This window comes from Adlercreutzia sp. ZJ473 (genome assembly GCF_013185065.1).
GTDB lineage: Bacteria > Actinomycetota > Coriobacteriia > Coriobacteriales > Eggerthellaceae > CAAEEV01.
In genome coordinates, this window is the sequence record NZ_JAAVTO010000019.1 from 15,601 (window position 1) to 42,413 (window position 26,813).

General features: G+C 66.5%; 29 protein-coding genes, 2 tRNA genes and 1 riboswitch. Of the genes, 4 read left to right on the forward strand and 27 right to left on the reverse strand.

Going from position 1 to position 26,813, the window contains the following annotated elements:
* The first annotated feature begins 89 nt into the window (after positions 1-89).
* A riboswitch (Lysine riboswitch) is annotated at positions 90-258 on the forward strand.
* A gap of 59 nt (positions 259-317) precedes the next feature.
* Positions 318-1,871 (forward strand): Na+/H+ antiporter NhaC family protein, encoded by a 1,554-nt coding sequence (locus HRL41_RS05155; protein ID WP_172135849.1) that lies wholly within the window; start codon positions 318-320, stop codon positions 1,869-1,871.
* A 527-nt stretch (positions 1,872-2,398) separates the two neighbouring features.
* Here HRL41_RS05155 and lysS read toward each other — a convergent pair.
* The 17 genes from lysS to HRL41_RS05240 all read right to left on the reverse strand — a co-directional run bounded on the left by lysS (position 2,399) and on the right by HRL41_RS05240 (position 15,096).
* Positions 2,399-4,480 (reverse strand): lysine--tRNA ligase, encoded by a 2,082-nt coding sequence (gene lysS, locus HRL41_RS05160; protein ID WP_172135850.1) that lies wholly within the window; start codon positions 4,478-4,480, stop codon positions 2,399-2,401.
* 190 nt (positions 4,481-4,670) lie between these two features.
* Entirely contained in the window at positions 4,671-5,141 is a 471-nt protein-coding gene (gene greA / locus HRL41_RS05165; RefSeq protein WP_165173171.1) for a transcription elongation factor GreA, read from the reverse strand.
* A gap of 110 nt (positions 5,142-5,251) precedes the next feature.
* The gene (gene tatA / locus HRL41_RS05170; protein ID WP_165173169.1) at positions 5,252-5,503 is read right to left on the reverse strand and encodes a twin-arginine translocase TatA/TatE family subunit; all 252 of its coding nucleotides are present in this window, start codon (positions 5,501-5,503) and stop codon (positions 5,252-5,254) included.
* A gap of 393 nt (positions 5,504-5,896) precedes the next feature.
* Positions 5,897-7,189 (reverse strand): phosphopyruvate hydratase, encoded by a 1,293-nt coding sequence (gene eno / locus HRL41_RS05175; protein WP_165173167.1) that lies wholly within the window; start codon positions 7,187-7,189, stop codon positions 5,897-5,899.
* A 43-nt stretch (positions 7,190-7,232) separates the two neighbouring features.
* Positions 7,233-7,946: an energy-coupling factor transporter transmembrane protein EcfT gene (locus HRL41_RS05180; protein WP_253904716.1), complete on the reverse strand. Its 714-nt coding sequence runs from the start codon at positions 7,944-7,946 to the stop codon at positions 7,233-7,235.
* A gap of 129 nt (positions 7,947-8,075) precedes the next feature.
* On the reverse strand, positions 8,076-9,221 hold the full coding sequence (locus tag HRL41_RS05185) for a GHKL domain-containing protein (RefSeq protein ID WP_172135852.1): 1,146 nt from the start codon (positions 9,219-9,221) through the stop codon (positions 8,076-8,078).
* Complete coding sequence (locus tag HRL41_RS05190) at positions 9,218-10,153, reverse strand: hypothetical protein (RefSeq protein WP_172135853.1); 936 nt, start codon at positions 10,151-10,153, stop codon at positions 9,218-9,220. Before HRL41_RS05190 ends, HRL41_RS05185 begins: the two co-directional genes overlap by 4 nt.
* Before the next feature lie 28 nt (positions 10,154-10,181).
* On the reverse strand, positions 10,182-10,898 hold the full coding sequence (locus HRL41_RS05195) for a LytTR family DNA-binding domain-containing protein (protein ID WP_172135854.1): 717 nt from the start codon (positions 10,896-10,898) through the stop codon (positions 10,182-10,184).
* Between the two features lie 260 nt (positions 10,899-11,158).
* Complete coding sequence (gene rplQ / locus HRL41_RS05200; RefSeq protein ID WP_172135855.1) at positions 11,159-11,725, reverse strand: 50S ribosomal protein L17; 567 nt, start codon at positions 11,723-11,725, stop codon at positions 11,159-11,161.
* A 13-nt stretch (positions 11,726-11,738) separates the two neighbouring features.
* Positions 11,739-12,689, reverse strand: coding sequence for a DNA-directed RNA polymerase subunit alpha (locus HRL41_RS05205; RefSeq protein ID WP_165173155.1), 951 nt, complete (start codon positions 12,687-12,689; stop codon positions 11,739-11,741).
* A gap of 29 nt (positions 12,690-12,718) precedes the next feature.
* Positions 12,719-13,345: a 30S ribosomal protein S4 gene (gene rpsD, locus HRL41_RS05210; protein WP_165052877.1), complete on the reverse strand. Its 627-nt coding sequence runs from the start codon at positions 13,343-13,345 to the stop codon at positions 12,719-12,721.
* An 18-nt stretch (positions 13,346-13,363) separates the two neighbouring features.
* Positions 13,364-13,762, reverse strand: coding sequence for a 30S ribosomal protein S11 (gene rpsK, locus HRL41_RS05215; protein ID WP_172135866.1), 399 nt, complete (start codon positions 13,760-13,762; stop codon positions 13,364-13,366).
* A 9-nt stretch (positions 13,763-13,771) separates the two neighbouring features.
* Positions 13,772-14,140, reverse strand: coding sequence for a 30S ribosomal protein S13 (rpsM, locus tag HRL41_RS05220; RefSeq protein ID WP_165173153.1), 369 nt, complete (start codon positions 14,138-14,140; stop codon positions 13,772-13,774).
* Positions 14,141-14,160: 20 nt separating this feature from the next.
* Positions 14,161-14,274, reverse strand: a complete 114-nt coding sequence (gene rpmJ, locus HRL41_RS05225) for a 50S ribosomal protein L36 (protein ID WP_006363204.1) — start codon at positions 14,272-14,274, stop codon at positions 14,161-14,163.
* Between the two features lie 107 nt (positions 14,275-14,381).
* Positions 14,382-14,600, reverse strand: coding sequence for a translation initiation factor IF-1 (gene infA / locus HRL41_RS05230; protein WP_165052919.1), 219 nt, complete (start codon positions 14,598-14,600; stop codon positions 14,382-14,384).
* Between the two features lie 326 nt (positions 14,601-14,926).
* Positions 14,927-15,000: transfer RNA gene (locus HRL41_RS05235), tRNA-Gln, on the reverse strand.
* 20 nt (positions 15,001-15,020) lie between these two features.
* A tRNA-Lys gene (locus HRL41_RS05240) sits at positions 15,021-15,096 on the reverse strand.
* Positions 15,097-15,474: 378 nt separating this feature from the next.
* Here HRL41_RS05240 and HRL41_RS05245 point away from each other — a divergent pair.
* Together HRL41_RS05245 and HRL41_RS05250 are read left to right on the forward strand one after the other, a co-directional pair.
* On the forward strand, positions 15,475-15,906 hold the full coding sequence (locus HRL41_RS05245; protein WP_172135856.1) for a universal stress protein: 432 nt from the start codon (positions 15,475-15,477) through the stop codon (positions 15,904-15,906).
* Entirely contained in the window at positions 15,906-17,147 is a 1,242-nt protein-coding gene (locus HRL41_RS05250; protein ID WP_172135857.1) for an MFS transporter, read from the forward strand. The genes HRL41_RS05245 and HRL41_RS05250 overlap by 1 nt, the downstream gene beginning before the upstream one ends.
* A 23-nt stretch (positions 17,148-17,170) precedes the next feature.
* Here the strand turns inward: HRL41_RS05250 and HRL41_RS05255 are convergent, their stop codons facing one another.
* Positions 17,171-17,770 carry an HD family phosphohydrolase gene (locus tag HRL41_RS05255; protein ID WP_172135858.1) on the reverse strand — a complete coding sequence of 200 codons (600 nt, stop codon included), beginning with the start codon at positions 17,768-17,770 and terminating at the stop codon, positions 17,171-17,173.
* A 140-nt stretch (positions 17,771-17,910) separates the two neighbouring features.
* Between HRL41_RS05255 and HRL41_RS05260 the strand changes: the two genes are divergently transcribed.
* The gene (locus tag HRL41_RS05260) at positions 17,911-18,300 is read left to right on the forward strand and encodes a hypothetical protein (RefSeq protein WP_172135859.1); all 390 of its coding nucleotides are present in this window, start codon (positions 17,911-17,913) and stop codon (positions 18,298-18,300) included.
* 112 nt (positions 18,301-18,412) lie between these two features.
* Here the strand turns inward: HRL41_RS05260 and HRL41_RS05265 are convergent, their stop codons facing one another.
* The 9 genes from HRL41_RS05265 to HRL41_RS05305 all read right to left on the reverse strand — a co-directional run.
* The gene (locus tag HRL41_RS05265) at positions 18,413-19,414 is read right to left on the reverse strand and encodes a putative manganese transporter (protein WP_172135860.1); all 1,002 of its coding nucleotides are present in this window, start codon (positions 19,412-19,414) and stop codon (positions 18,413-18,415) included.
* An 80-nt stretch (positions 19,415-19,494) separates the two neighbouring features.
* Positions 19,495-21,123 carry a chaperonin GroEL gene (gene groL, locus HRL41_RS05270; protein ID WP_172135861.1) on the reverse strand — a complete coding sequence of 543 codons (1,629 nt, stop codon included), beginning with the start codon at positions 21,121-21,123 and terminating at the stop codon, positions 19,495-19,497.
* A gap of 174 nt (positions 21,124-21,297) precedes the next feature.
* Complete coding sequence (gene groES / locus HRL41_RS05275) at positions 21,298-21,585, reverse strand: co-chaperone GroES (protein WP_165173373.1); 288 nt, start codon at positions 21,583-21,585, stop codon at positions 21,298-21,300.
* Positions 21,586-22,450: 865 nt separating this feature from the next.
* Positions 22,451-23,545 (reverse strand): transposase, encoded by a 1,095-nt coding sequence (locus tag HRL41_RS05280; protein ID WP_172135862.1) that lies wholly within the window; start codon positions 23,543-23,545, stop codon positions 22,451-22,453.
* 294 nt (positions 23,546-23,839) lie between these two features.
* Positions 23,840-24,658, reverse strand: coding sequence for an NAD(+) synthase (nadE, locus tag HRL41_RS05285; RefSeq protein WP_172135863.1), 819 nt, complete (start codon positions 24,656-24,658; stop codon positions 23,840-23,842).
* A 159-nt stretch (positions 24,659-24,817) separates the two neighbouring features.
* Positions 24,818-25,468 (reverse strand): hydrogenase nickel incorporation protein HypB, encoded by a 651-nt coding sequence (gene hypB, locus HRL41_RS05290; RefSeq protein WP_172135864.1) that lies wholly within the window; start codon positions 25,466-25,468, stop codon positions 24,818-24,820.
* Positions 25,469-25,471: 3 nt separating this feature from the next.
* On the reverse strand, positions 25,472-25,831 hold the full coding sequence (locus HRL41_RS05295; protein WP_165173379.1) for a hydrogenase maturation nickel metallochaperone HypA: 360 nt from the start codon (positions 25,829-25,831) through the stop codon (positions 25,472-25,474).
* A 1-nt stretch (position 25,832) separates the two neighbouring features.
* A complete protein-coding gene (tatC, locus tag HRL41_RS05300) occupies positions 25,833-26,618 on the reverse strand; it encodes a twin-arginine translocase subunit TatC (protein WP_172135865.1) in 786 nt (261 codons plus the stop codon).
* A 3-nt stretch (positions 26,619-26,621) separates the two neighbouring features.
* On the reverse strand, positions 26,622-26,813 hold a 192-nt coding region (locus HRL41_RS05305), incomplete at its 5' end, for a hypothetical protein (protein WP_216662528.1).

Sequence of the window (26,813 nt, forward strand, 5' to 3'; positions counted from 1 at the left end):
CGCCATAGAATGCTCATGAGCAAGGTTTATTCACCCTTTCATGCAAGCACGGCATAAAATATACATATCTTTGGTAAGATAAGCATCAAGTTCATGGCAGAGGAGCAGCCCTCATCAGTAGCCTTGGAGACACGTCGAGCAACGTCAAGGTGAAAGGGTAGGCTGCCGAAGGCCGTGCGGACGCTCAAATCCGCATGGACCTGGGGCGCGGCAGAACATGTCGCGCACTGTCGCGTAAAGCGGAGAGCTGCCGTGGTCGAGCGCCAGCTCCCTGTGACGCCCAGCCATGGCGAGGCTTTCCACGGAAAGGAATGGAAGTGGAATTTGTCAACACCGCCTGGGCGTTGGTGCCGGCGCTCGTCGCCATCGTGCTCGCCCTGGCAACCAAGGAAGTCTATGTGTCGCTGTTCGTCGGCATACTCATGGGCGCCTTGCTGGTCGCCGGGTTCGACCCCGTGGCCACGCTCGACGCCATCATCAACGACGGCATGATCCCCGCCGTGGCCGACAACGCGGGCATCTTCATCTTCCTGGTCCTCCTCGGCATGATGGTGGCCCTCGTGAACAAGGCCGGCGGCGCCAGCGCGTTCGGCAAGTGGGCCGCCGAGCACGTGACGTCACGCGTCGGCACGCAGATCGCGGCGTTCGCGCTCGGCGTGCTCATCTTCGTGGACGACTACTTCAACTGCCTGACGGTCGGCTCGGTCATGCGCCCGCTGACTGACTCGAAGAACGTCTCGCGCGCGAAGCTGGCGTTCATCATCGACGCCACCGCGGCGCCCATCTGCATGATCGCGCCCGTGTCCTCGTGGGCGGCCGCCGTCTCCGGCGTGGCCTCCGACCTCAACGTCAACGGCATCGAGCTGTTCATCAACGCCATCCCGTTCAACTTCTACTCGCTGCTCATGATCGTGTTCGTGGTCGGCCTCATCTTCCTCAACTTCGACTACGGCCCGATGGCCAAGGCCGAGATCGAGGCCTACAAGAACGGCAAGCTCGGCTCGCTCGGCGGCGACGCGGCCGTGAAGAACACCCGCGCGAGCCTGTGGGACATGCTCGTGCCCATCATCGTGCTCATCGTGTGCTGTATCGGCGGCATGCTCTACGTGGGCGGCTTCTTCGGCGGCGAGACCGCCGGCAGCGTCATCGACGCGTTCGGCAACACCGACGCCTTCGTGGCCCTGCCGTGGGGCTCGCTGATCGCGATCACGTTCGCCTTCCTGTACTTCCTGGCGCGCCGCCTGCTCACGCTGCGCGAGGCGTCTGAGTCGTTCGTGAGCGGCTTCAACGCCATGGTGCCCGCGATCCTCGTGCTCACCTTCGCCGTGACGCTCAAGAACATGACCGGCCTGCTCGGCGCCGACGTGTTCGTGGCCGGCCTCATGGAGGGCGCGGCCCCAGGCCTGTTCAACCTGCTGCCCGCCGTGATCTTCCTGGTCGCCGTGTTCCTCGGCTTCTCCACGGGCACGAGCTGGGGCACGTTCGGCATCCTGATCCCCATCGTGATGCCCATCTTCTCGAACGACCCGACGTTGCTCATCATCGGCATCTCCGCCTGCCTGGCGGGCGCCGTCGCAGGCGACCACTGCTCGCCCATCTCGGACACCACCGTCATGGCGTCGGCCGGCGCGAACATGAAGCACGTCGACCACGTGTCCACGCAGCTGCCCTACGTGATCACCATGGCGGCCATCTCGTTCGTGATGTTCGTGATCGCGGGCTTCGTGCAGAACGCGTTCATCTGCCTGCCGATCGGCATCGTGCTCACCCTGGGCACCCTGGTCGTGCTGAAGAAGACCGTCGGCAAGAGCGTGAAGGACCTCGGCCCCGCGAAGGTCATCGACCCGGAGGCGGAAGCCGCCCAGGCGTAGGCGCACGTGGAAGCCGCCCGGGCGTAGGCGCGTCCAGGCGCAGGCGCGCACCCGAGCGTGGGCGCACGTCCTTACGCAAGCACGCACCCCTACGCTTGCTTCTTGCACTTGCTCCAGAAACACGAGAAGGCCCCGCGGGGCCTTCTCTTTTTGCAATTCGCAGAGGGGCAAGGAACGGGACAAGCCGTTTCCCAGGCCGCCCCATCCGAGCCGCCTCGTCCGCCCTAGGCCCTTGGGAGCCGAAGCACCGACAACGCCCTTTTTGCATCCATGATTCTGAAAAGCTGGATGGAAAATGCCCGTTATCGGCGATCCGAGCCCCGAAAACCACCGACAACGCAGGTTTTCCATCCACTTTTTCCGAGAAATCACCGACAACGATCCCTTTTCATCCAGAATCACTTGAGAGGTGGATGGAAAAGCATCGTTGTCGGTAACGTTGTCGGAAATCAGCAAATCCGCGCCGGGAACGCGGCCGGGCCGCGCCGGGAGATGCGGTTTGCCGCCCCCGGCGCGGGGCTGACGGGCTAGTAGAGCTTCGCGCCGGCGGGGATGCGGTCGCTCACCATGAGGAGGTTCAGGCGCTCCTCGGGCTGGCCGTCCTCGCCCGGCTCCTCGTGGATGGCCGACAGCAGCATGCCGCAGGAGTAGACGCCCATCATCTTGCGCGGCGGCAGGTTGGTGATGGCGATGAGCGTGCGGCCCACCAGCTCCTCGGGCTCGTAGTACGCGTGGATGCCCGAGAGGATGACGCGGTCAGCGTCCGTGCCGTCGTCGAGCGTGAACTGCAGCAGCTTCTTGGACTTGGGGACGGCCACGCACTCCTTCACCTTCACGGCGCGGAAGTCCGACTTGCTGAAGGTGTCGAAGTCGACCTCCTCCTCGAAGAGCGGCTCGATGGCCACCTTCGAGAAGTCGATGGGCGCGGGAGCCTCAGCCGCCGAAGCGGAGGCGTCTGCAGCCGAGGACGGAGCCGTAGCCGCTGCTGAGGCGGGAGTCGCCGTAGCAGTCGCGGTCGCCGCCGTAGCCGAGGCCGGAATCGCAGCCGCCGTAGCAGCCGTCTCCACTGCCGCAGCCGCAACAACTCCCGCAGGCTTCGCGCCACCTGCCGGTACTTCGTCCTTCATGTGCGGGAAGAGCAGGACGTCGCGAATGGTCGGCGCGTCGGCGAGCAGCATGACCAAGCGGTCGATGCCCACGCCCACGCCGCCGGCCGGCGGCATGCCGTACTCGAGCGCGCGGATGTAGTCGTGGTCGAAGCCCATGGCCTCGTCGTCGCCCATGTCCTTCGCCTCAACCTGCGCGCGGAAGCGCTCGGCCTGGTCAACCGGGTCGTTGAGCTCGGTGAAGGCGTTGGCGTACTCGTGCCCGCAGATGAACAGCTCGAAGCGCTGCGTGAGCTCGGGGTTGTCGGCCTTCTTCTTCGCGAGCGGGCTCACCTCGAGCGGGTGGTCGACCACGAAGGTGGGCTGCACGAGCTTGCTCTCGGCCACGGCCTCGAAGATCTCGGCGATGAGCTTGCCCTTGCCCCACGCGTCCTCCGCGTGCCCGCCGCTTCGCTCCAGGATGGCCACGAGCTCCTCGCGCGTGCGGTCGAAGCTCACGTCCTCGCCCGCGCCCTCGCTTGCCAGCTCGACCATGGACGCGCGGCGCCACTCGCCCGACAGGTCGATCTCCGTGCCCTGGTAGGTGATCTGCAGCGTGCCGCACGCCGCCAGCGCCGCCGCCTGGACGTAGCCCTGCGTGAGGTCCATCATGCCGTTCAGGTCGGAGAACGCCTGGTAAGCCTCCATGGTGGTGAACTCGGGGTTGTGGTACGGGTCCATGCCCTCGTTGCGGAACTGGCGCCCGATCTCGAACACCTTCTCGAAGCCGCCCACGAGCAGGCGCTTCAGGGGCAGCTCGGTGGCGATGCGCAGGTAGTAGTCGCGGTCGAGCGCGTTGAAGTGCGTGGTGAAGGGCTTGGCGTTCGCGCCGCCGATGATCGGGTGCAGAAACGGCGTCTCGACCTCGTAGAAGCCCTGGTCCTCCATGTAGCGGCGGATGGCCGACACGATCTTGAAGCGCTTCTCGAACACGCTGCGCACCTCGGGGTTGACCACCAGGTCAACGTAGCGCTGGCGGTAGCGCGTCTCCTTGTCGGTCAGGCCGTGGAACTTCTCGGGCAAAGGACGCAGGCTCTTGCTGAGCAACTCGAAGGACTCCACCGCCACGGACAGCTGGCCGCGCCTCGTGCGCATCATGGTGCCGTGCACGCCGATCCAGTCGCCCACGTCGAGGTCCTTGCACCGCGCGAAGGCGTCCTCGCCGAGCGCGTTGATGCGGCAGAACAGCTGGATGGTGTCGGTGGCGTCCTGCAGCTCCAGAAACGCGATCTTGCCCTGCACGCGCTTGGCCATGACGCGGCCGGCCACGTCGACGGCGTCCTCGGTGGAGTCGCCGTCCTCGAGGTGCCCGTACAGCTCGTTCAGCTGCGCCACGTGGTGCGAGCAGGCGAAGGCGTGCCCGTAGGGGTCCTCCCCCGCCGCGATGAGCGCGGCGCGCTTGGCGCGGCGCACCTCGATGGGGTCGTCTTCGATGGCCTCGGGGGCCTTGTTGTTCTCGGTCATATGAATCCTTGTCTCATATCACAGGCAGTTCGCAACGTCAGCGAGAAGGGCTGAGGCGCCCCGCGTTGCCGTGAAAGCTCGAGGAAGCGCACTTCGTGCGCGACGAAAGCTCAGAGCGGCAAGGCGGGGGTGCCCCAGCCCTTCGCAGCATCGGCCAGCTTCATCGCCGCATGGGCGACGGCAAGCGCCCTTAGTGCTCGATCTTCAGGATCTCCATCGTGATCTCGCGGCCGGTCGGGCCGGTGGTCTCGATGTGGTCGCCCTTCTTGTGGCCCAGAAGCGCCGCGCCCACCGGCGACTCGTTGGAGATCTTGCCGGCAGCCACATCGCTCTCCGCGCCGCCCACGATGCTGAAGACGCGCTCGCGGCCGTTCATGTTGACCGTGACGGTCGAGCCGATGTTCACCTTGCTCGAGCGCTTCGGCGTGTTCACCACGGTGGCCTCAGACAGGATGCGGCTGATCTCGGCGATGCGCGCCTCCATCATGCCCTGCTCGTTCTTCGCGTCATCGTACTCGGAGTTCTCGGAGATGTCGCCGAACTCGCGCGCCACCTTGATGCGCTCGCCGATCTCGGCGCGCTTCTCGGTCTCGAGGTAGTGGAGCTCGTCCTCGAGCTTCTCACGGCCTTCCTGCGTAAGGATGTAGTTGCTGTCTGCCATTGACTTGCGTCCCCTTCTAACAAAGCAGCACGCTTGAGCTGACAAGCGTGCCACCTATCCGCTATGGAAGCGCCCAGCCGCGCGAGGCGGCTCGGCGCGCGTAACCTGCCCTACTCGGGCTTCTTCTTGACGACCTTCTTGGTGACCTTCTTCTGAGCAGGCTCCTCCTCGACGACCTCGACGACCTCGTCGTCGGCGGCCTCCTCGACCTCCTTCTCGCCTGCGCCCATGCCTTCGCGCAGGTTCTTCACCGTCTTGCCCAGCGCGCTGCCAAGCTTCGGAAGGTTCTTCGGGCCGAAGATAAGCAGGATGACCACGAGAATGATAAGAAGCTCGGGCACGCCCATTCCCAGAATTCGCATCAGATCCTCCGTAAAGGCTCACGCAGGGCGGAGCCCCGCATATGTGGGCAGGGCTGCAAGCCCCGCGATTTCTACCGCTCGTCAGGGTAGCACAACATGCCCACCGCGACGCGCTCTCCCTTACAAAGAACACAGGCGCCCCGCATACGGCGCCTGCGAGCGCCTGCTGCCGAGGCACGGGGGCATAGGCGCGCTCCACGAGGCAGCCATCCTTGGCCATGGCGGGCGCTCGCCGCCTCCGCAGCCAGGGACAAGCTGACGACGGCAGACAGCCTGCGAGCGCCCGCTGCCGAGGCACAGCGCCCGAAGACGCGAAAGCGCCCTCCCGGCGGGAGGGCGCTTGGCTGGCCGCTTGCCTCTCGGCCGCGCTTCCCGGCCGAGCTTCTCGGCTGGCTAGCGGTTGATGTTGTAGAAGGCGTTCATGCCGGCGTAGACGGCCTGGCTGTCAAGCTGCTCCTCGATGCGGATGAGCTGGTTGTACTTCGCCACGCGGTCGCTGCGGCAGGGCGCGCCGGTCTTGATCTGGCCGGTGTTGCACGCCACGGACAGATCGGCGATGGTGGTGTCCTCCGTCTCGCCGGAGCGGTGGCTCATCACGCACGCGTAGCCCGCCTGCTTCGCCATCTCGATGGCCTCGAGCGTCTCGGTGAGGCTTCCGATCTGGTTCACCTTGATGAGGATGGCGTTCGCGCACCCCAGCTCGATGCCCTTGGCCAGGCGCTTGGAGTTGGTGACGAACAGGTCGTCGCCCACGAGCTGCACCTTGTCGCCGATGCGGTCGGTGAGCATCTTCCAGCCGTCCCAGTCCTCCTCGGCCATGCCGTCCTCGATGGAGATGATCGGGTACTTCTCCACCAGGGCCTCCCAGTAGTCCACCATCTCGGCGCTCGTGAGCTCGCGGCCCTCGCCCGCCAGGACGTACTTGCCGGTCTCGGCGTTGTAGAACTCGGTGGAAGCCGGGTCCATGGCGAACATGATGTCGGTGCCGGGCTTGTAGCCGGCCTTCTCGCACGCCTCGACGATGTACTTCAGCGGCTCCTCGTTGGTCTTGAGGTTGGGGGCGAAGCCGCCCTCGTCGCCCACGCCGCCGCCGAGGCCCGCGTCATGCAGGACCTTCTTCAGCGTGTGGTAGATCTCGGCGCACCAGCGCAGCGCCTCGGCGAACGTGGTGGCGCCCACCGGCATGATCATGAACTCCTGGAAGTCCACGTTGTTGTCGGCGTGCACGCCGCCGTTCAGGATGTTCATCATGGGCGTGGGGAGGATGTGCGCGTTCACGCCGCCCACGTACTTGTACAGCGGCAGGTCAGCCGACTCGGCCGCCGCGCGCGCCACGGCCAGGCTCGCGCCCAGGATGGCGTTCGCGCCCAAGGCGCCCTTGTTCTCGGTGCCGTCCACCTCGATCATGGCGTCGTCAACCGCGCGCTGGTCGTCAGCCTCGAGGCCCAGAAGCGCCTCGGCGATCTCCTCGTTCACGTGGGCGACCGCGTCCTGCGTGCCCTTGCCCATGTAACGGCCCTTGTCGCAGTCGCGCAGCTCAACAGCTTCGAACGCGCCGGTCGATGCTCCCGAGGGCACGGCCGCGCGGCCGAATGCGCCGTCCTCCAAGACGACCTCGACCTCAACCGTGGGGTTCCCGCGCGAGTCGAGGATCTCACGCCCGTACACGTCGATGATGACGCTCATGTGTGCCTCCTAGCAGACAACGGATGCTTCCTTGCAGGTCAAATCATAGCACGACTGCGAGCGCGGCGCACAGGGCGCACCCCCCTGCGAGCACGATGGCGCTGCGCGCGGTGAAGCGACGCGGGGAGAGGGCGGTGCGCGGGCCTGCGCCGTAGCAGCGCGCGTCCATGGCCTGCGCGAGCACGTCGGCGCGGCGGAACAGCCCCACGAGCACCGGCACGAACACGCCGCCCCAAGCGCGCAGGCGCGCCATGAGGCCGCCGTCGAACGCCGCGGCGCGCGACCGCTGGGCGTCGCGCACGCAGACGAGCTCCTCGTACATGAGCGGGATGAAGCGCAGGGCGACCGAGCAGACGGCGGCGACGTCGTCTGCGGGCAGGCCGACGCGGCGCGCGGGGCGCAGAAAGCCCGCGAGCGCGTCTGAGAGCTCGGTTGAGGTCGACGTGAGGCTCACCGCGAAGCTGGCGAGCACGAGCGCCACGATGCGCGCGCCGAGAAAGCAGCCGCGCAGCGGGTCGGCGAGGTTGAACAGCACGGAGAGCGCCGCGAGCGCAAAGGCCGGAGCGCCGAGGCGCAGCACGCGCGAGGGCGGCAGGCGCGCCATGAGCAGCGCGATCGCGAGAAAGGCCGCCATGCAGGCCATGCCCGCCCAGGTGTCGACGAAGAAGAGCGCGGCCGAGTACGCCGCGAGGATCGCGACCTTCGCGCGCGCGTCGAGGCGGTGGACGGGCGAGGCGCCCGCGGGGCTGGCTGGCATGTGCGTCTGCATGCGAGCAGTATGCCACATCGCGCCCGCGCGCGCAGCAGCGCGCAGCAGGACCGCGCGCTCAGGGCAGGGCGCCGCCCTCCGGACATGCCGCCGCGCGCGCAGCAGCACGGCGGGACGCTAGCTCGTCACCTTGAGCGCCACGAGGGTGCGGAACTCGCGCCCCGCGCGCTCGGCCTCGAACGTGCCGTCGTAGCGCTCGGCGATGGCGTCGAGGATGATGGTGCCCCACCCGTGCTCGCGGAAGGGCGCGCGAGGCTCGGGCACGGGGAGGGAGGGTGCGCCGTCGCCCGCGGCCGCCGGGCCGCCCGCCAGGCCGCCTGCAGCCGCCGCTCCGACCGTCCCAGCCGCTTGACCGTCCGCGGCCGCCGCCCCAGCCGCAGCCGCCTGACCGTCCGCGGCCGCCGCCCCAGCCGCTCCAGCCGCGGCCGCCTTCGCCGCGATCCTCGCGTCCAAGATCTCATCAGCTGCGCTGCGGCAGCTGTTCGTCGCCTCGAGCATGAAGAACCCGCCCGCCACGCGCGCCTTCATGGTGATGAAGCGCTCCGAGGCGGGGTTCACCTGCGCGCATGCCGCGATGGCGTTGTCCATCACGTTGGAGAACACGGCGCACAGATCGACGTTCCGCACCGCCAGGTCATACGGCACCTGCAGCGCGAGGTCCGTGCGGATGCCCTGCTGGGCGCACAGCTCCAGCTTCGAGTCGAGCAGCGCGTCGACCACCGGGTGCCCGCACGAGCTCGGGCGCACGCGCACCCAGGCAGAGGCGCTCCTCATCTGCCGCCTCACGTTCTCGACCATGTCCTCGGGCGCCTCGCCCGCCTCAACCGCCTCGAGCTCGTCGAGCGCGCGCACCACCCGCTCGAGGCGCCCGGCGATGTCGGCCTTGGCGTGGCGCGCGTCGGCCGCGTCGGCCTCGAGGCGCGCGAGGTGCTCGACCTGCAGCTCCATCTGCTCGCGCAAGACGCGCTCGCGCTCCTCCACGAGGTCCTTCTCCTCGGATGCGTTCAGCGCCTTCACCAGCACCACGTCACCCGCCGCGCACAGGCCGCCCGACGCCACGACCAGCGCGTAGAACCACGTGGGGACGTCGTTCATGATGAAGCACACCAAGAGGAACGCCATGATGACGACCTGCATGCCGGGGATGAGCACGTTCGCCCACCAGCGCAGGCGCGAGTAGCGGCGCAGGCGGCGCGCGAACATCACCGTCACCACCGCAAGCACGAGCACCACCGCGCAGGCTATGGCGAGGCGCACCGTCATGAGCGCTCCCCTTCCGCCCGCGCGCCCGCACCCGCAGCCGCCCCCACGCTCTGCTCGAGCGCGTCGCCCCGCTCCTCGCAGCAGGTCTCCATGGCCTCGACGATCTCGCGAGCGCGCACGAGGTCGCCGCGCACGATGAGGTCGTTGACCACCTGCAGCTGGTTGCGCACGTCATGGCGCAGGCGCGCCACGCCCTCGATGCTCTTCACCACATGCTGGTATCGTTCCAGATATACGCTCAGCTGCTCCTCGAGCATGCGCACGCGCCCCTCGGCGCGCCGCCGGCGCTCGAACCGGTCGACGACCACCATCAGGTACACGTCGACCACCACGCATGCCAGGCTCAGCGTCATGCTTCCCATGCTGAGGAAGAGCTTCTCGCCCCCGAGGAACTGCATGGCGTAGATGCACAGCGACAAGAGCAGCGTCTGCGTGATGAGAAGGCCGGCGATGAAGGGGAACCCGTGCCCGTGCCCCTCGCCCGAGAGCTTTCGCAGCGCCGCGCCCGAAGCACCCATAAGCAGCGCCACGAGGAGCAGGTGCATCACGCGCACCAGCCAGAACTCCGGCATGAGCGCGCCGAGGTCATCCCCGCGCGCCATCAACATGCCCGTGAGCGCATACCACAGGACCATGCCGAGCACCTCGGACACCGACATCGCGATGAACAGGATCACCAAGGCGAAGATGCGGTAGCCCGCACGCCCCTTCGACATGACGTACGGCAGAACGAAGTACTCCGCCAGGCCGATGACCACGCGAACGAGCGGCGAGACGTCCAAGCGGACGAACGAGACGCTTATGCAGGCAGCCATGCGCAGCACCCAGAACAACGGGACGTTGCGCATGTTGAGCACTTTCGTGCAAGCAAAGGCGTACACGATCTCCACGGGAAGAACGCTCAGCGCCTCGATTGCGTCAATCCACGTCAACCCCGCTCGCACCCTTCCTCGTGGCGCGCTACAAGCCAGCGCGCAAATGCGACAGAAGCTCTTCCTTCACGTACTTGCGGCGCTTCTGGCTCACCGGCACGCTCGCGCCGGAGAGCAGCACCACCTCGTCAGCGCGCAGCTCGGACACGTTGTCCATGTTGACGAGGAAGCTCTTGTGGCACTGCATGAACGACGCAGGCAGAAGCTCGGACATGCGCGCGAGCGAGCCGTACGTCTCCACCACGCCGTCGGCGCCGTGGATGCGGATCTTGCGGCGGTCGCTCTCGACGTAGTCGACGCGCTCGGGAAGGATGCGGATGATGTTGCCGCCCACCGACACGGCCAGCGGGCGGGACAGCGCGGCCTCCAGGTTGCGCAGCGCCTTGTCGATGGCGTCGAACAGCTCAGCCTGGTCGATCGGCTTCACGAGGAAGTAGATATGGCTCGACTGGTACACGCGCGTGCAGTTCTCAGCATAGCCCGTGGCGTAGATCACCTGCGTCGAGGAGCCCTCCGGGAAGAGCTCCCTCACCAGCTCCACGCCGTCCTCGTCAGCCAGGCAGATGTCCATGAACACGATGCCCGGCGCCGCGTCGGAGCTGCCGCGCGCCATGAGCTTGCGCAGCTGAGCAGCGCTCTCGACATGCGTCAACGCGAAAGTCGCGCTCTCGGGATGCTCGCCGACCATGCGCTCCAAGATGCGCGCCTGCTCGAGGTCATCCTCGACTATCAATACGTTCACCATGTTCGATCCCCACGTCACTTCAATGTTGCCAAAAAGTATTATACAGAACGACACCCCCCCCCCGAGCAAGACCGCCGCAAACCGCGCGGCAAACGGGGGGAAGCTGCATTTTAACCCATTATCATGGGAAAGCGCAAAAAAGGGACCGCAGGCGGTATCGCCTGCGGTCCCCCCTGCTTTGCATAGAGCTCTCAGCGTCCCGCTCGCCGTCTTGCGGCTGGGCCAGCGGACGCCCCTCGCACCCAAAAGGAAGCGAGCAGCTACTCGGCCTTCTCCTCGGCCTTCTCCTCGGCCGGAGCCTCAGCCTCAGCGGGCTCCTCAGCCGGAGCTTCCTCAGCCTCAGCGACCTCGGCAGCCTTCTCCTCGGCCTCGGGCTCCTCAGCGGACTCCTCGACCTTCTTCGGAGCGGCCTTCTTGGCCTTCGCCGGCTTCTCCTCGGCCTTCTCTGCGTCAGCCTTGAACTTCACGGGCTCGGTCACGAGCTCCATGATGACCATGGGGGCGTTGTCGCCCTTGCGGTTGCCGAGCTTCATGATGCGGGTGTAGCCGCCCGGACGATCCTTGAACATGCCCTGCTCGACCTTCTCGAAGATCTCGCGGACCAGGTCCTTGTCGTTCAGGTAGGCGATGGCCAGACGACGGGAGTGCAGATCGCCGCGCTTCGCCCAGGTGATAATCTTGTCAACGTCGGGGCGGATTTCCTTAGCACGGGATTCGACCGTCTTGATGCGGTCGTTCAGGAACAGGGCGGCAACCAGGCTGCGCTTCATAGCCTTGGTGTGGCTCCAGTCGGTGCCCAGCTTGCGCCCCTTCTTGTAGTGTCTCATGATCTTAAGTCTCCTAAAGCTTCAAATTGAGGTCCATGGAAATGAGCTTGTCCTTCACTTCCTCGATGGACTTCGCACCAAAGTTTCTGATGTTCAGCAGGTCGTTCTCGGAGAACTCCACGAGCTGGCGCACCGAGTGGATGCCCGCGCGCTTCAGGCAGTTGTAGGAGCGGACCGACAGGTCCAGATCCTCGATCTGCTTGTCGAGCTCGGCGTTGGTCTCCTGACCCTCCGGCGCGAAGATGGAGGGAACCTCGCCCTCCTCCTCGTCAGACGCATCGGAGAGGCTCAAGAACGCCCCCATGTACTGGTTGATGATGTTGGCGGCGCGGCACACGGCCTCGGTCGGGGCGATGGAGCCGTCGGTCTCAACCTCAAGGACCAGCTTGTCGTAGTCGGTGCGCTGACCAACGCGCGTGTCGGTCACGTTCATGGTGCAGCGGCGCACGGGCGAGAACAGCGAGTCGACGTGGATGACGCCGATGGGGTCCTCGGTGCGCTTGTTGCGCTCGGCGGAAACGTAACCGCGGCCGATGCCGATGCGGATGGTCATGTCGAGCTGACCGCCGTCAGCCACCGTGGCGATGACGTGCTCGGGGTTCACGAGCGTGAACTCCGTGGGGACCTCGAGGTCGGCGCCGGTGACGGTGCAGGGGCCCTCGGCCAGCACGTGGGCGGTGGCCTCCTCGACGTCCTCGGTGAGGGCGCTGAAGACCAGGCCCTTGACGTTCAGCACGATGTCGGTGATGTCCTCGATCACGCCCTCGGCGGTTGTGAACTCATGCTGCACGCCCTCGATCTGGATGGCCGTAGCCTTCGCGCCATCCAAGGAGGACAACAGCACGCGGCGCATGGAGTTGCCCAACGTGTTGCCGTAGCCACGCTCGAGCGGTTCCACGATGTAGCGAGCTACCGTGTCGTTTACTTCTTCCGTTGTAACAGTCGGCCTCATGAACTCCGTCATGTGTGAGTAGCCTCCTTACTTTGCCGCGGTTATTTCGAGTAAAGCTCGACGATAAGCTGTTCGCGGATGTCGGAATCGATCTGATCGCGCTGCGGAAGAGCGAGCACGCTGCCCTGCAGCTTCTCGATGTCAACCTCGAGCCAAGCCGGAACCTGGGTGCGCTCGTTGGAGATCAGAGCGCTCTTGATGACGAGCATGTCGCGGGCCTTGGGGGCCACGGCGACGAGGTCGCCCGGGCGAACGCGGAAGGACGGGATGTCAACGCGGCGGCCATTCACCTGGATGTGGCCGTGACGGACCTGCTGGCGGGCCTCAGCGCGAGACTTCGCGAAGCCGAGGCGGTACACCACGTTGTCGAGGCGGGACTCGAGCACGCGGAGCAGGTTCTCGCCGGTGATGCCCTGCTGGCGGTTGGCGATGTCGTAGTAATGGCGGAACTGCTTCTCGAGCACGCCGTAGATGCGCTTGGTCTTCTGCTTCTCACGCAGCTGGGTGCGGTATTCGCTTTCCTTCACGCGCTTCTTGCCGGCCTCGCCCGGTGCGTAGTTGCGGCGCTCGAGTGCGCACTTCTCGCTGTAGCAGCGATCGCCCTTCAGGAAGAGCTTCGCCCCCTCGCGACGGCACAGACGGCAGTCCGCTCCAGTATAACGAGCCATAAGTATCGATCCTTTCAGTTACACGCGACGACGCTTGCGCGGACGGCAACCGTTGTGCGGGATGGGGGTGCAATCCTGAATGCTGGCAATCTCAAGGCCGGCAGCCTGCAGAGAGCGGATAGCCGTCTCGCGGCCGGAGCCGGGGCCCTTGACGAACACGGAGACCTTGCGCAGGCCGTGCTCCATAGCCGTCTTGGCAGCGGCCTCCGCAGCCATCTGCGCCGCGAACGGCGTGGACTTGCGGGAGCCCTTGAAGCCCACCGTGCCGGCGGACTGCCAGGAGATCACATTGCCCTGGGGATCGGTGATGCTGACAATGGTGTTGTTGAACGTAGACTTGATGTGAGCAGCGCCCACGGCAATGTTCTTACGCTCGGAACGCTTGATGCGCGTACGTACGTTTTTCTTAGCCACGATGCTCCCTCACTACTTCTTCTTGCCGCCGATTTGCTTGCGCGGACCCTTGCGGGTGCGAGCGTTCGTGTGCGTGCGCTGACCGCGAACGGGCAGGCCCTTGCGGTGACGCAGGCCACGATAGCAGCCGATCTCCATCAGGCGCTTCACGTTCTGGGAAACCTCGCGATGCAGGTCGCCCTCAACGTGGAGGTTCGCCTGGATGTAGTCGCGGAGCTTGACGAGCTCCTCTTCGGTGAGGTCGTCGGTGCGCGTGTCGGGGTTGATGCCGGTCTCGGCGAGAACCTTCTTCGAGGTGGTCAGGCCGATGCCGTAGATGTAGGTCAAGGCGATCTCAATGCGCTTATTGCGAGGAAGATCGACGCCAACAAGACGTGCCATGTTATCTGCTTCCTTTCTTCCTAGCCCTGACGCTGCTTATGGCGCGGGTTCTCGCAGATGACGAGCACCTTGCCATGGCGTCGGATGATCTTGCACTTGTCGCACATTTTCTTGACCGAAGGACGTACCTTCATATCACTTTCCTTTCGGTTATGCGGTTTGCTCTATACATTAACGCCCAGCCGCTGGCGATAATTTTCGAACTGCTTCTCGGCTTGCTTACTTGAACCTTGCTTGTACCTTACTTGAACCGGTAGGTGATACGCCCGCGGTTCAGGTCGTACACGGACAACTCGACGGTCACCTTGTCGCCCGGCAGGATCTTGATGTAGTGCATGCGCATCTTGCCGGAAATGTGGGCCAGGATGCTGTGCCCATTCTCAAGCTCGACCTTGAACATGGCGTTCGGCAATGCCTCAAGCACCGTGCCCTCAAGCTCGATTACGTCTTCTTTAGCCAAAGCCGCCCTCTCTTTACGAGTAGTCAGTAAACAGCGACCGTAAATGCTACCAGAAAGTCAAGCGGTTGTTAAGGAAAAACAGCGTAGAGCGCAAAAAACCAACAAACCGGCGTCTGCTGGTTCCAAAATGACCTGCTTGCCAGGCCCGCGGTACTGAAGCCGCGCAGCTCGTCGGGCAGGGCCCGGGAGCCGCCAGGTACGCGCGCCGCGCTGCGCGATGCAGCCGGCGCCACCGCCTTGTCGGTGGGAGGGGAAGCGCGAGGCCCTGCGGCCCGCGCCCGCCTGCTCGGGCGAAGCGAGAAACCGCCGAGCAGGGCCGAGAAGCCTGGCTGGGGTACCAGGATTCGAACCTAGATAGCTGGTACCAAAAACCAGAGTCCTGCCGTTGGACGATACCCCAAGGGCTTCCTCATGCGCAGGTGGTGGGCCGTGAGGGAATCGAACCCGCGACCTTGGGATTAAAAGTCCCCTGCTCTGCCAGCTGAGCTAACGGCCCACTTTGATACGCGAAGTTGTATTGTACCCGCTCGCACGGGCGAGGTCAACGGGAAACGCGCTCCGCGAGAAATGTTTCGGGCGCGCCGCGGCGGCGTTTCGGCGGCGTTTCGGCTGCGTTTCGGCGGGTGCTCCACGCCGAAAAGGCCCGCACGCGCGCAGCTGCGGGGCTACAATAGCCCCAAGGCAGACCCGATCAGGCCCGAGCAGGCCCGGGGCGAGCCTGCTGCGGACCCGCTGCGGGCCCGCCCTGGGGCTGCTGCGGCCCGCTGCGAACTTGGAGCGAGCCCGCCCTGGGGCTGCTGCGGACCTGGAGCAAGCCCGCAGCGGGCCCAGGGCGGACGGCTCCGGCAGGGCGGACGGCTTGAAGGAGGAACTCATGTGGTGCAACAAGATACTGGTGGCGTACGACGGCTCGGCGCCCTCGCGCGCGGCGATCGACCTGGCGCTTGAGGTGGCCAAGCCCAGCGAGCGCATCGAGCTTTTGCTCGTGCACGTGATGCGGCTCTACTCGGCGGGCGCCGACTCGGTCGGCATCAACAGCGTCATCGCCGAGGACGCCGAGCGCGTGCAGAGCGAGCTGCAGAGCATCGCCGACAGCTCCCGCAACCCCGCGACCGTGAAGCTCTTGAAGGGGACCTCCCCCGCTGACCTCATCGTGCGCTGCGCCGTCGAGGAGGGCTGCGACCTCATCATCATGGGCAGCCGCGGCAAGGGGGGCGTGAAGGGCTACCTCGGCAGCGTGAGCTACGCGGTCACCAAGGACTCCCCCCTCTCGGTGCTGGTGGCGAAGGAGGCTGGCGCACGCTGATGTCGGAAAGCGAACAGCCTGGCGCGGCGCGCCTGTGGACGCGCGACTTCATCGTGGGCACGCTGGTCAACTTCGTGCTCATGGTGAACTACTACATGCTCATGGTGGTCATGACCACCTACGCCATGGACGCCTACGCCGCGCCCGCCTCGCTCGCCGCGTTCTGCGCGAGCATCTTCATCATAGGCACGCTCGTGGCGCGCTTCGCCAGCGGGCCGATCGTCGAGCGGCTCGGGCGCAAGCGCGTCCTCATCGCGGGCGCGTGCTTCGAGATACTGTTCTCGTGCCTGTACCTGAGCGGCGCGGCGCTGCCCGTGCTGTTCGCCATCCGCCTTCTGCACGGCGTCGCGTACGGCATGTGCTCGACCGCCATCACGACCGTGGTCACCTCCATGGTGCCGCGCGAGCGCAAGGGCGAGGGCGTGGGCTACTACATGCTGTCGGTGACGCTGGGCTCCGCCGTGGGCCCGAGCATCGGCATCTTCGTGTCGACGAGCTACGACTTCCGCCTGCTGTTCGCGCTCGCCGCGGCCACCGCCGCAGCGGCGCTCCTCGGCGCGCTCACGCTGCGCGTGCCGAAGGAGGGCGCGAAGGGGGCGAAGGGAGCGGAGCCGGCAGCGTCGGACGCGAGGTCGGGAGCGCGCTCGGCAGGCGCAGGCGGGGGGCGCGGCGCGACAGCGCTCGCGAGCCGCGTGCTGGAGCTTCCCGTGCTGCCCATCTCGCTCGTGTGCGGGCTCGTGTTCTTCGGGTACTCGAGCCTGCTCACCTTCCTCACGCCCTACGCCGCGAGCCTTGGCCTCGTGCAGGCGGCGAGCTTCTTCTTCGTGGTGTACGCCCTCATCATGTTCGTCACGCGCCCCTTCACCGGGCGCACGTTCGACCGTAGGGGCGCGCGCTGCGTCATGGTGCCGGCGTTTCTGTCGTTCGCGCTCGGCATGGTGGTGCTGGGACTCGCGCATGCGGGCTGGATGATCCTGCTCGCGGCGCTCTTCCTGGGGTTCGGCGTGGGCACCGTGCAGTCGAGCGGGCTCGCCATGGCGGTGCGCGCCACGCCCGACGCGCGCCTGAGCTTGGCGAACTCCACGTTCTACATCTGCCTGGACGTCGGCGTGGGCGTAGGCCCCGTCATCCTCGGCATGCTCGCGCCTGCGGTGGGATACGAGAGCCTGTTCCTCATCATGGCCGCGGTGGCGCTCGTCGCCCTGGGGTTGTTCTTCCTCGTCGAGCGGAAGGGGGCGTGAGGCGCGCGGGGGCGCCTTCCCCGCTACTCCCTCCCGAACGTGTCCTTATCGGGCGCGAAGGACTGCATGGCCTTGATGGTGCGGTCGAAGAGCTCGTCGAGCTCCCAGCCGAGCAACGCCGCGCCCTCGCGGATGACGTCGCGGCTGACGCCGGCGGCGAAGCGCTTGTCCTTGAACTTCTTCTTGAGCGACTTCACCTCGAAGTCCATGACGCTCCTGCTCGGGCGCATGACCACCGCCGCGCCGATGAGCCCGGTGAGCTCCTCGGTGGCGAACAGGATCTTCTCCATCTTAAGCTCCGGGCGGGGCAGCTCGGGGTTGTAGTCGGACGTGTGGCTCTGGATGGCGCGGATGAGCTCGGGCGTGCCGCCGGCCGCCTCTATGTCGGCTGCGGCGTAGATGGTGTGCATCTCGGGCTCGTCGTCGTGCTCCTCCCAGTCGAGGTCGTGCAGCAGGCCCACGATGCCCCAGAACTCCTCGTTCTCGGGGTCGAACTCGCGCGCGAAGTAGCGCATGGTGGCCTCGACCGTCTCGCCGTGCTCGATGTGGAACGGCTCCTTGTTGTGCGCGCAGAGCAGCTCGAACGCCGCCTCGCGCGTCATGCCCGCGTTGAGTGTAGCCATGAGGCCTCCCCTTCCAAGATTCTCACCGTGTTCGAAATGCGCTTCTGGCCACCAATGTGCTCAGAAGCCTCAACCTCTCTAATCTAGATTAAGCAAGAGCCTACCACAAGGTCCCGTCACCACGGCGTATAATCACCCGCATGGTTAAGCATGAGGGAAAGATAATCCTTGCTCCCGGCCTTGACGTCTGGCCGCATGAGCTGCTGACCGCAAAAGCCTTGGCTGAAGCAGGGCACGTTGTCGAATTCATCCCGAAAAGCAACGTCGACCGTCAGAAAACGGCAGACGCTCTTATCGACGGCACTCGATATGAGATGAAGGCTCCCACCTCATCGCATATGCCCGTCGTTGGCAAAAACATCAAGAAAGCCATGAGTCAGTCGCACTGCATAGTATTTGACTCCAAGCGCATGAAGAACGTCAAGGATTACCAGGTTCTCCGCGAACTTCAAAAGCAGCTCGCCGAGAACCGAAAGATCAAATCCCTTTTGTTTGTAGACAAGAAACGAGAGGTGCACCGGCTCAAGTAGCTGCTACAATAAGGGCATCAGAACCGAAGCACGGCGGCGATTGTGCCCCTCCCGTTTCGGTTCTCTTCATTTTCCGAACGCCTGAACGGCGCACGCGACGCCGTTCTTGCCGCTAGAAGACGATTCCCAATGCGTTGATTATAAGGCCCCAGGCCACGCCGGTTGCGTAGAGCACGCCGATGATCGCGAGGTTCTCACGCGCGTGGCGGTTGGCGCGCACGAGGACGAGCAGGCCCACGCCGGCCGACACCAGAAGGCCCGCCATCATGGCGCCCGCGCCGAGCACGCCCTCCAGGTAGAGCTGCGCGATCACCACGCTGGCCGCGCAGTTGGGGATGAGGCCCACGAGCGCCGACGCGAGCACCGAGAGCGCCTCGTTCGCGCCGATCACGCGGGCGAGCGCGTCCTCGCCCACCACCTCGAGCACGCCGTTGAGCACGAGCGTGATGGCGAAGATGAAGGCCGTGACCTGCGCGGTGTGCACGAGCGCGCTCTTCGCGATGCCGGCCCACCCGTGGGCGTGGTCATGGTCGTGCGCGTGGTCGTGCGCATGGTGCTCGTGCATGCAGCCGTGGGCGCAGTCGTCGCGGTGCTCGTAGACCAGCTCGGGGTTGTCCGCGCACGTGGCGCAGTCGCCCGCGCAGCGGCAGCGGTCGCGCTCGCAGAGCTCGTGGATGCGCAGGCGCTGCTTGTCGCGCTGGGCCAGGCGCAGCACGGCGTCCACCACGAACCCCATGCACAGGCCGATGATCACCTTCGCGCCCACGACCTTCACGATGGTCAGGGGCGGGACCTGCTCGGCCAGAAAGATCGGCAGCATCTCGTCGGAAGTGGACAGAAGCACCGCGAACAGCGTGCCGAGCGTGACCACGCGGCCCGCGTACAGCGTGGACGCGGCCGCCGAGAAGCCGCACTGGGGCACCGCGCCGAGCAGCGCGCCGACGAGCGGGCCCGCCGCCCCCGCGCGCTGCACCGCCTCCTGCGTGCGCTTGCCCGAGGCGTGCTCGAGCCACTCCATGGCCACATACGTCACGAACAGGAACGGGATCAGGTAGAGCGTGTCGGCGACCGCGTGCTCGAGCGTGTGCGTGATGATGTGCGTGATCTCTTCCATAGCTGTCACATTCTAGCGCAAAAGGGGCGCCCGCAAACGCGAGCGCCCCTTTCGTTACGCAAGCTTATGCCATTCGCGGCTTAGTACATTCCGCCGCCGCCCTGCATCGCGCCGGCGAGCGCGGACAGGTCCGGACCCTCCTTCGGGATCTCGTTGATGGTGGCCTCGGTGATGAGGATCAGGCTGGCCACGGAGGCTGCGGACTGCAGCGCCGTGCGGGTGACCTTCACCGGGTCGTTCACGCCCATGGCGATCATGTCGCCGCACGCGCCCGTCTTGTAGTTGCGGCCCCAGCCGACCTCGGCCTTCTTGACCTCGGCGACCTCGACGGAGCCCTCGTAGCCCGCGTTCTCGGCGATCGCGCGCATCGGGGCCTCGAGCGCCTTGCGGATGATGGCCACGCCGACCGTCTCCTCGTCATCGGCCTCGATGGCGTCGAGCGCGGGGATGGCGTTCACGAGCGCCACGCCGCCGCCGGCCACGATGCCCTCCTCGACGGCCGCGCGCGTCGCCTGCAGCGCGTCCTCGATGCGGGACTTCTTCTCCTTGAGCTCGGACTCGGTCGCAGCGCCCACCTTGAGCACGGCCACGCCGCCGGAGAGCTTGGAGAGGCGCTCCTGGAGCTTCTCGCGGTCGAAGTCGGACTCGCAGCGCTCGAGCTCGGCCTTGATCTGGCCGATGCGGGCGTCGATGGCGGCCTTGTCGCCCGCGCCGTCCACGATGAGGGCGTTGTCCTTGGTGACCTTGACGGTCTTGGCGGTGCCGAGCATGTCGACGGTGGCGTCGGCGAGCGTCATGCCGAAGTCCTTGTCGATCACCTGCGCGCCGGTGACGGCGGCGATGTCCTCGAGGATGCGCTTGCGGCGGTCACCGAAGCCGGGGGCCTTGATGGCGACCACGTTGATGGTGCCGCGCAGCTTGTTGAGCAGCAGCGTGGCGAGCGCCTCGCCCTCAACGTCCTCGGCGACGAGGAACAGCGGGCGGCCGGAGCGCATGACCTCCTCGAGCAGCGGCACGAAGTCCTGCACGTTGGAGACCTTCTGGTCGGTGAGCATGATGTAGGGGTCCTTGAGGACGGCCTCCATCTTCTCCATGTCGGTGGCCATGTACGGGGAGATGTAGCCGCGGTCGTACTGCATGCCCTCGACGATGTCCATCTCGATGCCGAAGGTCTGGGACTCCTCGACGGAGATGGCGCCGTCATGCCCCACGCGGTCCATGGCCTCGGCGATCTTCTCGCCGATCTCGGCGTCGCCCGCGGAGATGGTGCCGACGTTGGCGATCTGCTCCTTGGTGGAGACCGGGGTGGCCGCGTCCTTGATGGCGTTGACCACCGCGTCGGTGGCCTTCTCGATGCCGCGGCGGATGCCGAGCGCGTCGGTGCCGGCGGTGACGTTCTTCAGGCCCTCGGACACGATGACGTCGGCGAGCAGGGTGGCGGTGGTGGTGCCGTCGCCCGCGACGTCGTTGGTCTTCACGGCAACCTCGCGCACGAGCTGGGCGCCCATGTTCTCGATGGGATCCTCGAGCTCGACCTCCTTGGCCACCGTCACGCCGTCGTTGGTGATGACCGGCGCGCCGTAGGACTTCTCAAGCGCCACGTAGCGGCCCTTGGGCCCGAGGGTGACCTTGACGGCGGCGGCGAGCTTGCTGACGCCGGTGGCGAGACCGCTGCGCGCGTCCGCCTCGAACTTGATTTCCTTAGCCATGTATGCGTCTTCCTTTCAGAAAGAGATTCAACAACGATAATCACAGGCTTCTCGTGGTGAGTCGCAAAGCCGTGAGAGACCGACTGCGCGAGGCAAGCGGCCTTCGCGCCGCGTCCGAGCCCAACAATGGGTTCGGACGGCGAGGCGGCCGCCACGGAAAGCCGTCAGGTTGCCTTACGCGAAGACAGCGTAGAGGTCGTCGGCGCGCATGATCAGCACGTCCTCGCCGTCAACCGTGACCTCGGTCCCGCCGTACTTGCCGTAGAGCACGCGGTCGCCCACCTTGACGGGCACCTCGATCCTGTTGCCGTCCTTGTCGAGCTTGCCCTCGCCCACGGCCAGAACGGTGCCGGTCTGGGGCTTCTCCTTGGACTCGGTGGCCAGGTACAGCCCCGATGCCGTGGTGGTCTCGGCCTCGTCGGCACGGATGATGACGCGGTCGCCCAAAGGCTTCAGATTCATAGCGCTGCCTTCCTTTCATTCGAGTTAAAGCGTTGCCGCCTGTTACCTTTTGAACACTCGCGTTGTGCGAGTGCTAGCACTCAATGGGTGCGAGTGCTAAAGACGTGAGCTATGATACCAGCCCTCTTCGAGGATGCAAGCGCTTTGGGGAAATCCCGGCGAAGGGCGCGCGTATTTTCACGCGTTCGCCATATTGGGAGGCAGCGCGGGACGAGTGGCGTAGCCGCGCACATCGCGCGGCGCTGAGGCCAGCGTCGGGACCAGAGCCAGAGCATCGTGCAGATTTGGTAGGGCGTTTTGGCAGAAATCTTCAGATATTTGTCTCTCCAAGGCCGAAACATCACCAATCGAGAGGCTCACGCCTCGCAGCGCTCAACATATCCGCAGGTCAGGAATTCTCATCCACGAGCTGACCCCCAAAACCTAGCGATGAGACGACCAATATCTGAAGATTTCTGCCAAAACAGCCCTGAAAATCTGCACGCCCCTCAACGCGAAGGGCCCAGAACCTCTTCGGCGCCGTTCCCTCCTATGCCATCCCGAGCGCGGCTGCCCCCTTACGTCGTCCTGAGCAGGTCGCCCTCCCCTATGTCATCCCAAGTGAGTCGACGCCCGCCGTGTCATCCCGAGCAAGCCGCCCCCCGTAGCGCCCCGAGCGAGAATGCTCTTCATGTCATTCCGAGAGAGTCGCCGCCCTTACGTCGTCCCAAGTGAAGCTGCCCCCCCCCCGCGCGTCATACTGAGCGAGCGAAGCGGGTCGAAGGATCTGGTCCCGGGCACAGCGCGCCCGCGTGCGCATTCCGCTCGCAGCCAGATCCTTCGACTCCGCGCCCTGCGGGCGCTCCGCTCAAACGCTCCTATAACGTCAAGGGGCAGTTCGCGCGGGCCCGCCGTCGGCGCCGGAGGCGCCCGCGAGACGCGCGAGGTCGCGCCTGAGGGCATGGAACACCTGGCGCGCGATGTAGCGCTTGAGCATGCGGGTCGCCTCCCTCTTGGTCTTGCCCGAGGCCATCCGCGCGGCGACGAAGTCCCTCGACTCCCCCGGGGAGCGCATGCGGCCGATCGCTATGAGGTAGAGCGCGGAGTTGGCCCGCCTGTCCCCCGCGAGGCTCAGGCGGTGCCTGTCGGTCCTGCCGCTCGATACGGGCACCGGGCTCGCCCCGCACAGCGCCGAGAAGGACGCCTCGCTCGCGAGCCTGCCGGGGCTCGCGCCCGCGCACAGGACGAGCGCCGCGGCGCACTGGGGCCCCACCTGGGGCAGCGCGCGCGTGGCGGGGGCGAGCTCGAGGGTCATCGCGTCGATCAGAGCGCCGAGCTCCGCGGCCTCCCCGTCGAGCGCCCGGACGCGCCGGGCGACCGAGCGCAGGGCGGCCTCGGCGGCACGCTCGGCGTCCAGGGGCCCCTCGCCGGGGGCGCGCAGGGACGCGCAGGCGCCCACCAGCTCCCTGGCGGGCAGCGCGCGCAGCCTCGCGCGCATGCGGTCGGGCGCCGCCGCGACGAGCGCGTGGAGGGAGTTCCTCGCGGCGGTCCGCGCCTTCACGGCCCCCTCGCAGGCGACCCTCAGGGCGCGCAGGCCCTCCACGTCCCCCCGGCGGTCCTTCGCGGGGCCGTGCGCCCGCCCGGAGAGGACCGACGCGGCGGCGTGGTAGGCGTCCATCTGGTCGCTCTTCCCCCGGCGGCGCCGCTCGGCCCTGTCGGGCCAGCTCACCTCGACGACGGGCGCCCCCCGGCCCTGGGCGTAGGCGCACAGGCCCGCCCCGTAGCCGCCGCTGCCCTCGACCCCCAGGGCGCGCAGCTCGCCGAGGCCCTCGAGCCACGAGACGAGCTCGGCGCAGCCCCCGCCGTCGGCCGCGAAGAACCTGCACCCGAGCTGCGCCCCCGTCGCGTCGACGGCGGCCGCGCAGTGGCGGTCCCTGTGCGTGTCCGCTCCCCCGACGACAAAGCGTCTCTCTTCTGCCATTACGGGCTCCTTCCCGAGAGGGCGCGCAGGGGGGTCGGCCGGGACGATCCTATATGAGTGCGGCTGGTGGCGAAGCTCCTACGAGGCCACCGCCCCGACCCGCCTGCGCGGGTCTGCGAGGGGCCCCGCCCGAGCCGGCGACAAGCCTGAGCTAGGGCATGCGCGACGCGCAGCCGGGATGACACCGTGTCAGCCGGGGGCGGGGCCCCGCCTTCCCTGCATGATACGCCCGGGAAGGCGACTCCATGTTATATAGGATGACATGGGAGGATGGCGCAGCCAGCGCTTAGCGCTTTATTCGTAGAACCTCACGTCCGGGCAGGGCGGCTCGAGGGCGCGCTTGAACGCGTAGGAGTCCGTGCGTCGGATCACGTAGTCGACCTGCGCGGCGTCAAACCCCTCCGCGACGAGGGCGGCGGCGTCGCGCCCGCGCTCCACGTAGGATAGAAGGATCGCGTCGAGCGTGGCGTAGTCGATCCCCATGGAGTCCTCGTCGCTCTGGTTCGGCGCGAGCTCGGCGCTCGGCAGCTTCACGAACACGTTCACGGGGATGGGCAGCACCGCGCCCTCCTCGGCAGCGCGGCGGTTGCGCCAGCGCGCCATGGCGTACACGTCGGTCTTGTACACGCCGCCCATCGGGGCGAACGCGCCCGCGGTGTCGCCGTAGAGCGTGGAGTAGCCCATGCACGCCTCGGACTTGTTGCCCGTGTTCAGCATCATCCAGCCGCGGGCGTTCGATATGGCCATGAGGCACACCATGCGGCAGCGCGCCTGCGTGTTCTCGGCCGCGAGGCCCGCGAGCTCGCCGCCGCACGCGCGCGCGAGCACGTGCTCGAACGCCTCGAACGGCTCGCAGATCGACACGATGCGCACGTCGATGCCGAGGTTGGCGGCAAGCGCCTCGGCGTCGTCGACCGAGTGGTCCGACGAGTAGGGCCCGGGGAGCAGGACCCCGTGCACGTGGTCCGCCCCGAAGGCGTCAACCGCCATCACGGCCACCACGCTCGAGTCGATGCCGCCCGACAACCCGATGACGACGTCCTCGAATCCCGCGCCGCGCACGTAGGCGCGCAGGGCGTCGACGCACGCTTGGTACATCTGCTGGGGCTGCATGGGGCCCTCCCCTCTCCGTTTCCCTCTTCGCTTGCGAGTGAGTGAGTTAGCGAGAACAGTATGAAGCCCCCGTGTTTCCGCCATGTTGCGAAACCACGAGGGCCGGAAAAGTCATCGGCGTCGCAAGGGGCGCAGCGTCGACGCAGCTCGCAACTGCGCTTAGCAGCAGCGTATCCTCGATGCGAGCCAGCTGGCCCACGCGTCCACGCCGTCGCCCTTCGTGGCGGCTATGGGGAAGATGGGCGCGCCCGGGTTCAGCTGGCGCACGGAGGCGTCGAACGCCTCGCGGTCGAAGTCGAACACGGGCATGGTGTCCACCTTGTTGAGCACCACGGCCTCGGCGATCTGGAACACGCCGGGATACTTGAGCGGCTTGTCATCGCCCTCGGGCACCGAGAGGATCATCACCTTGGCGTTCTCGCCGAGGTCGAAGTCGGTGGGGCACACGAGGTTGCCCACGTTCTCGATGATGATGAGGTCGAGCCGCTCGAGGTCGAGCACGTCGACTGCGCGCTTGACCATGGCGCTCTCAAGATGGCACGCCCCGCCCGTGTTGATCTGCACGGCGGCGATGCCCTGCGCCTTGATCTTCTCCGCGTCCACGCTCGAGGCGATGTCGCCCTCGATCACGGCGATGTTGAACTCGTCGCGCAGCGCGTCGATGGTGGCGAGGATGGTGGACGTCTTGCCCGAGCCGGGGCTGGCCAGAAGGTCGAGCACGAACACGTGGTTGGCGGCGAAGCGGGCGCGCAGCTCGGCGGCCAGCGTGTCGTTCTTGTCAAGAATGGGCTGCTTGATGTCGATTTGCATCGGTTACTCCTCATCCGGCAGGTCGACTTCGATCGAGTCGATCTGCATCTCTCGGCCGGCTATGAGCTCGGTGGCGAAGCTGTCGCACTCCGGGCAGAACATGTGGAAGCGGTCGTGCTCGAACTCCGCCCCGCACTCGAGGCAGCGGCTTTTCGGCCTCACCATGTTCACCTCGAGCGCGGCGCCCTGCGTGAACGGGTCGTCCTCGGTGAGCGCCTCCCATGCGAACACGAGCGCGTCCTCGATGGCCTCGGTCATCTCACCGATGGAGAGCCTCACGCCGAGGAGCTTGGTGGCTCCCGCGTCGCGCGCGGCCGTGGTGGACGCCTCCAGGACGCCCGTCATGATTCCCAGCTCGTGCATGCTACTCGTCCTCTTCCGCCGCAAGCTCTTCGTTCTGCCGCTTGATGCGCCGCGCGAGCACGACGCGCGCCATCGCCAGGCTGACCTCGTAGAGGCCGACCATCGCGGCGAACATGAGCATCATGGTGACCGGCGAGGCGTCGGGCGTGACCATGGCGCAGAGGACCATGAGCACCACGTAGATGGTGCGCCAGCTCTGCCTGAGCTTCTTGTACGGGACCACGTCGAAGATGACCAGGTAGAAGATCACGAGCGGCAGCTCGAAGGCGAAGCCGAAGGCGATCTCGAACTTGATGATGATGTCAATGTAGGTTGACATGCGCGGCGACACGTACCCCAGGCCAGCGGCCTGGTCGGTGAGCCACTGGAACGCCGCGTTCAGGATGATGGCGTAGCAGAACACCACGCCCAGGATGAACAGCAGCACGGCCACGACGAACGTGGGGATGAACCACTTGCGCTCCTTGGGCTTGAGCGCCGGGAGGAAGAACGCCAGGAGCTGCCACAGGATGACCGGCGAGGTGGCGATGAGGCCCGCGAACAGCGATATCTCGAAGCGCACGGAGAACGCCTCGAACGGGTCGATGGCCTGCAGCGACGCCATGCCGCTCGCCGGGTCCATGGGGAGGAACTCCGCGATGGGCAGAAGCAGGAACTGGCCCATGATGGGCGTCGCCATGTAGAACACCACCACCGCGATGGCGAGGCACGCCACGATGCGCACGAGGCGCATGCGCAGCTCGCCGAGGTGATCGAAAAGGGGCATGCGTGCCGGACCGATGGGCATGGCTCATGCCTCCTTTCCGTCGGCGGAGGCGCCCGCGGGAGCCTCCGGGGAAGCGGCGCCTGCGGAGGCCGCGGCGCCCGAGGCGCTCGAGGCGCCCGAGGCGCCCGCGTCTGCGGGAGCGCCCGCGTCCGCGCTCGCGGGAGCCGCGTCGGCCGCCTCGATGACCGCCTTGCCCGCGACCTCGGCCACGGGCTC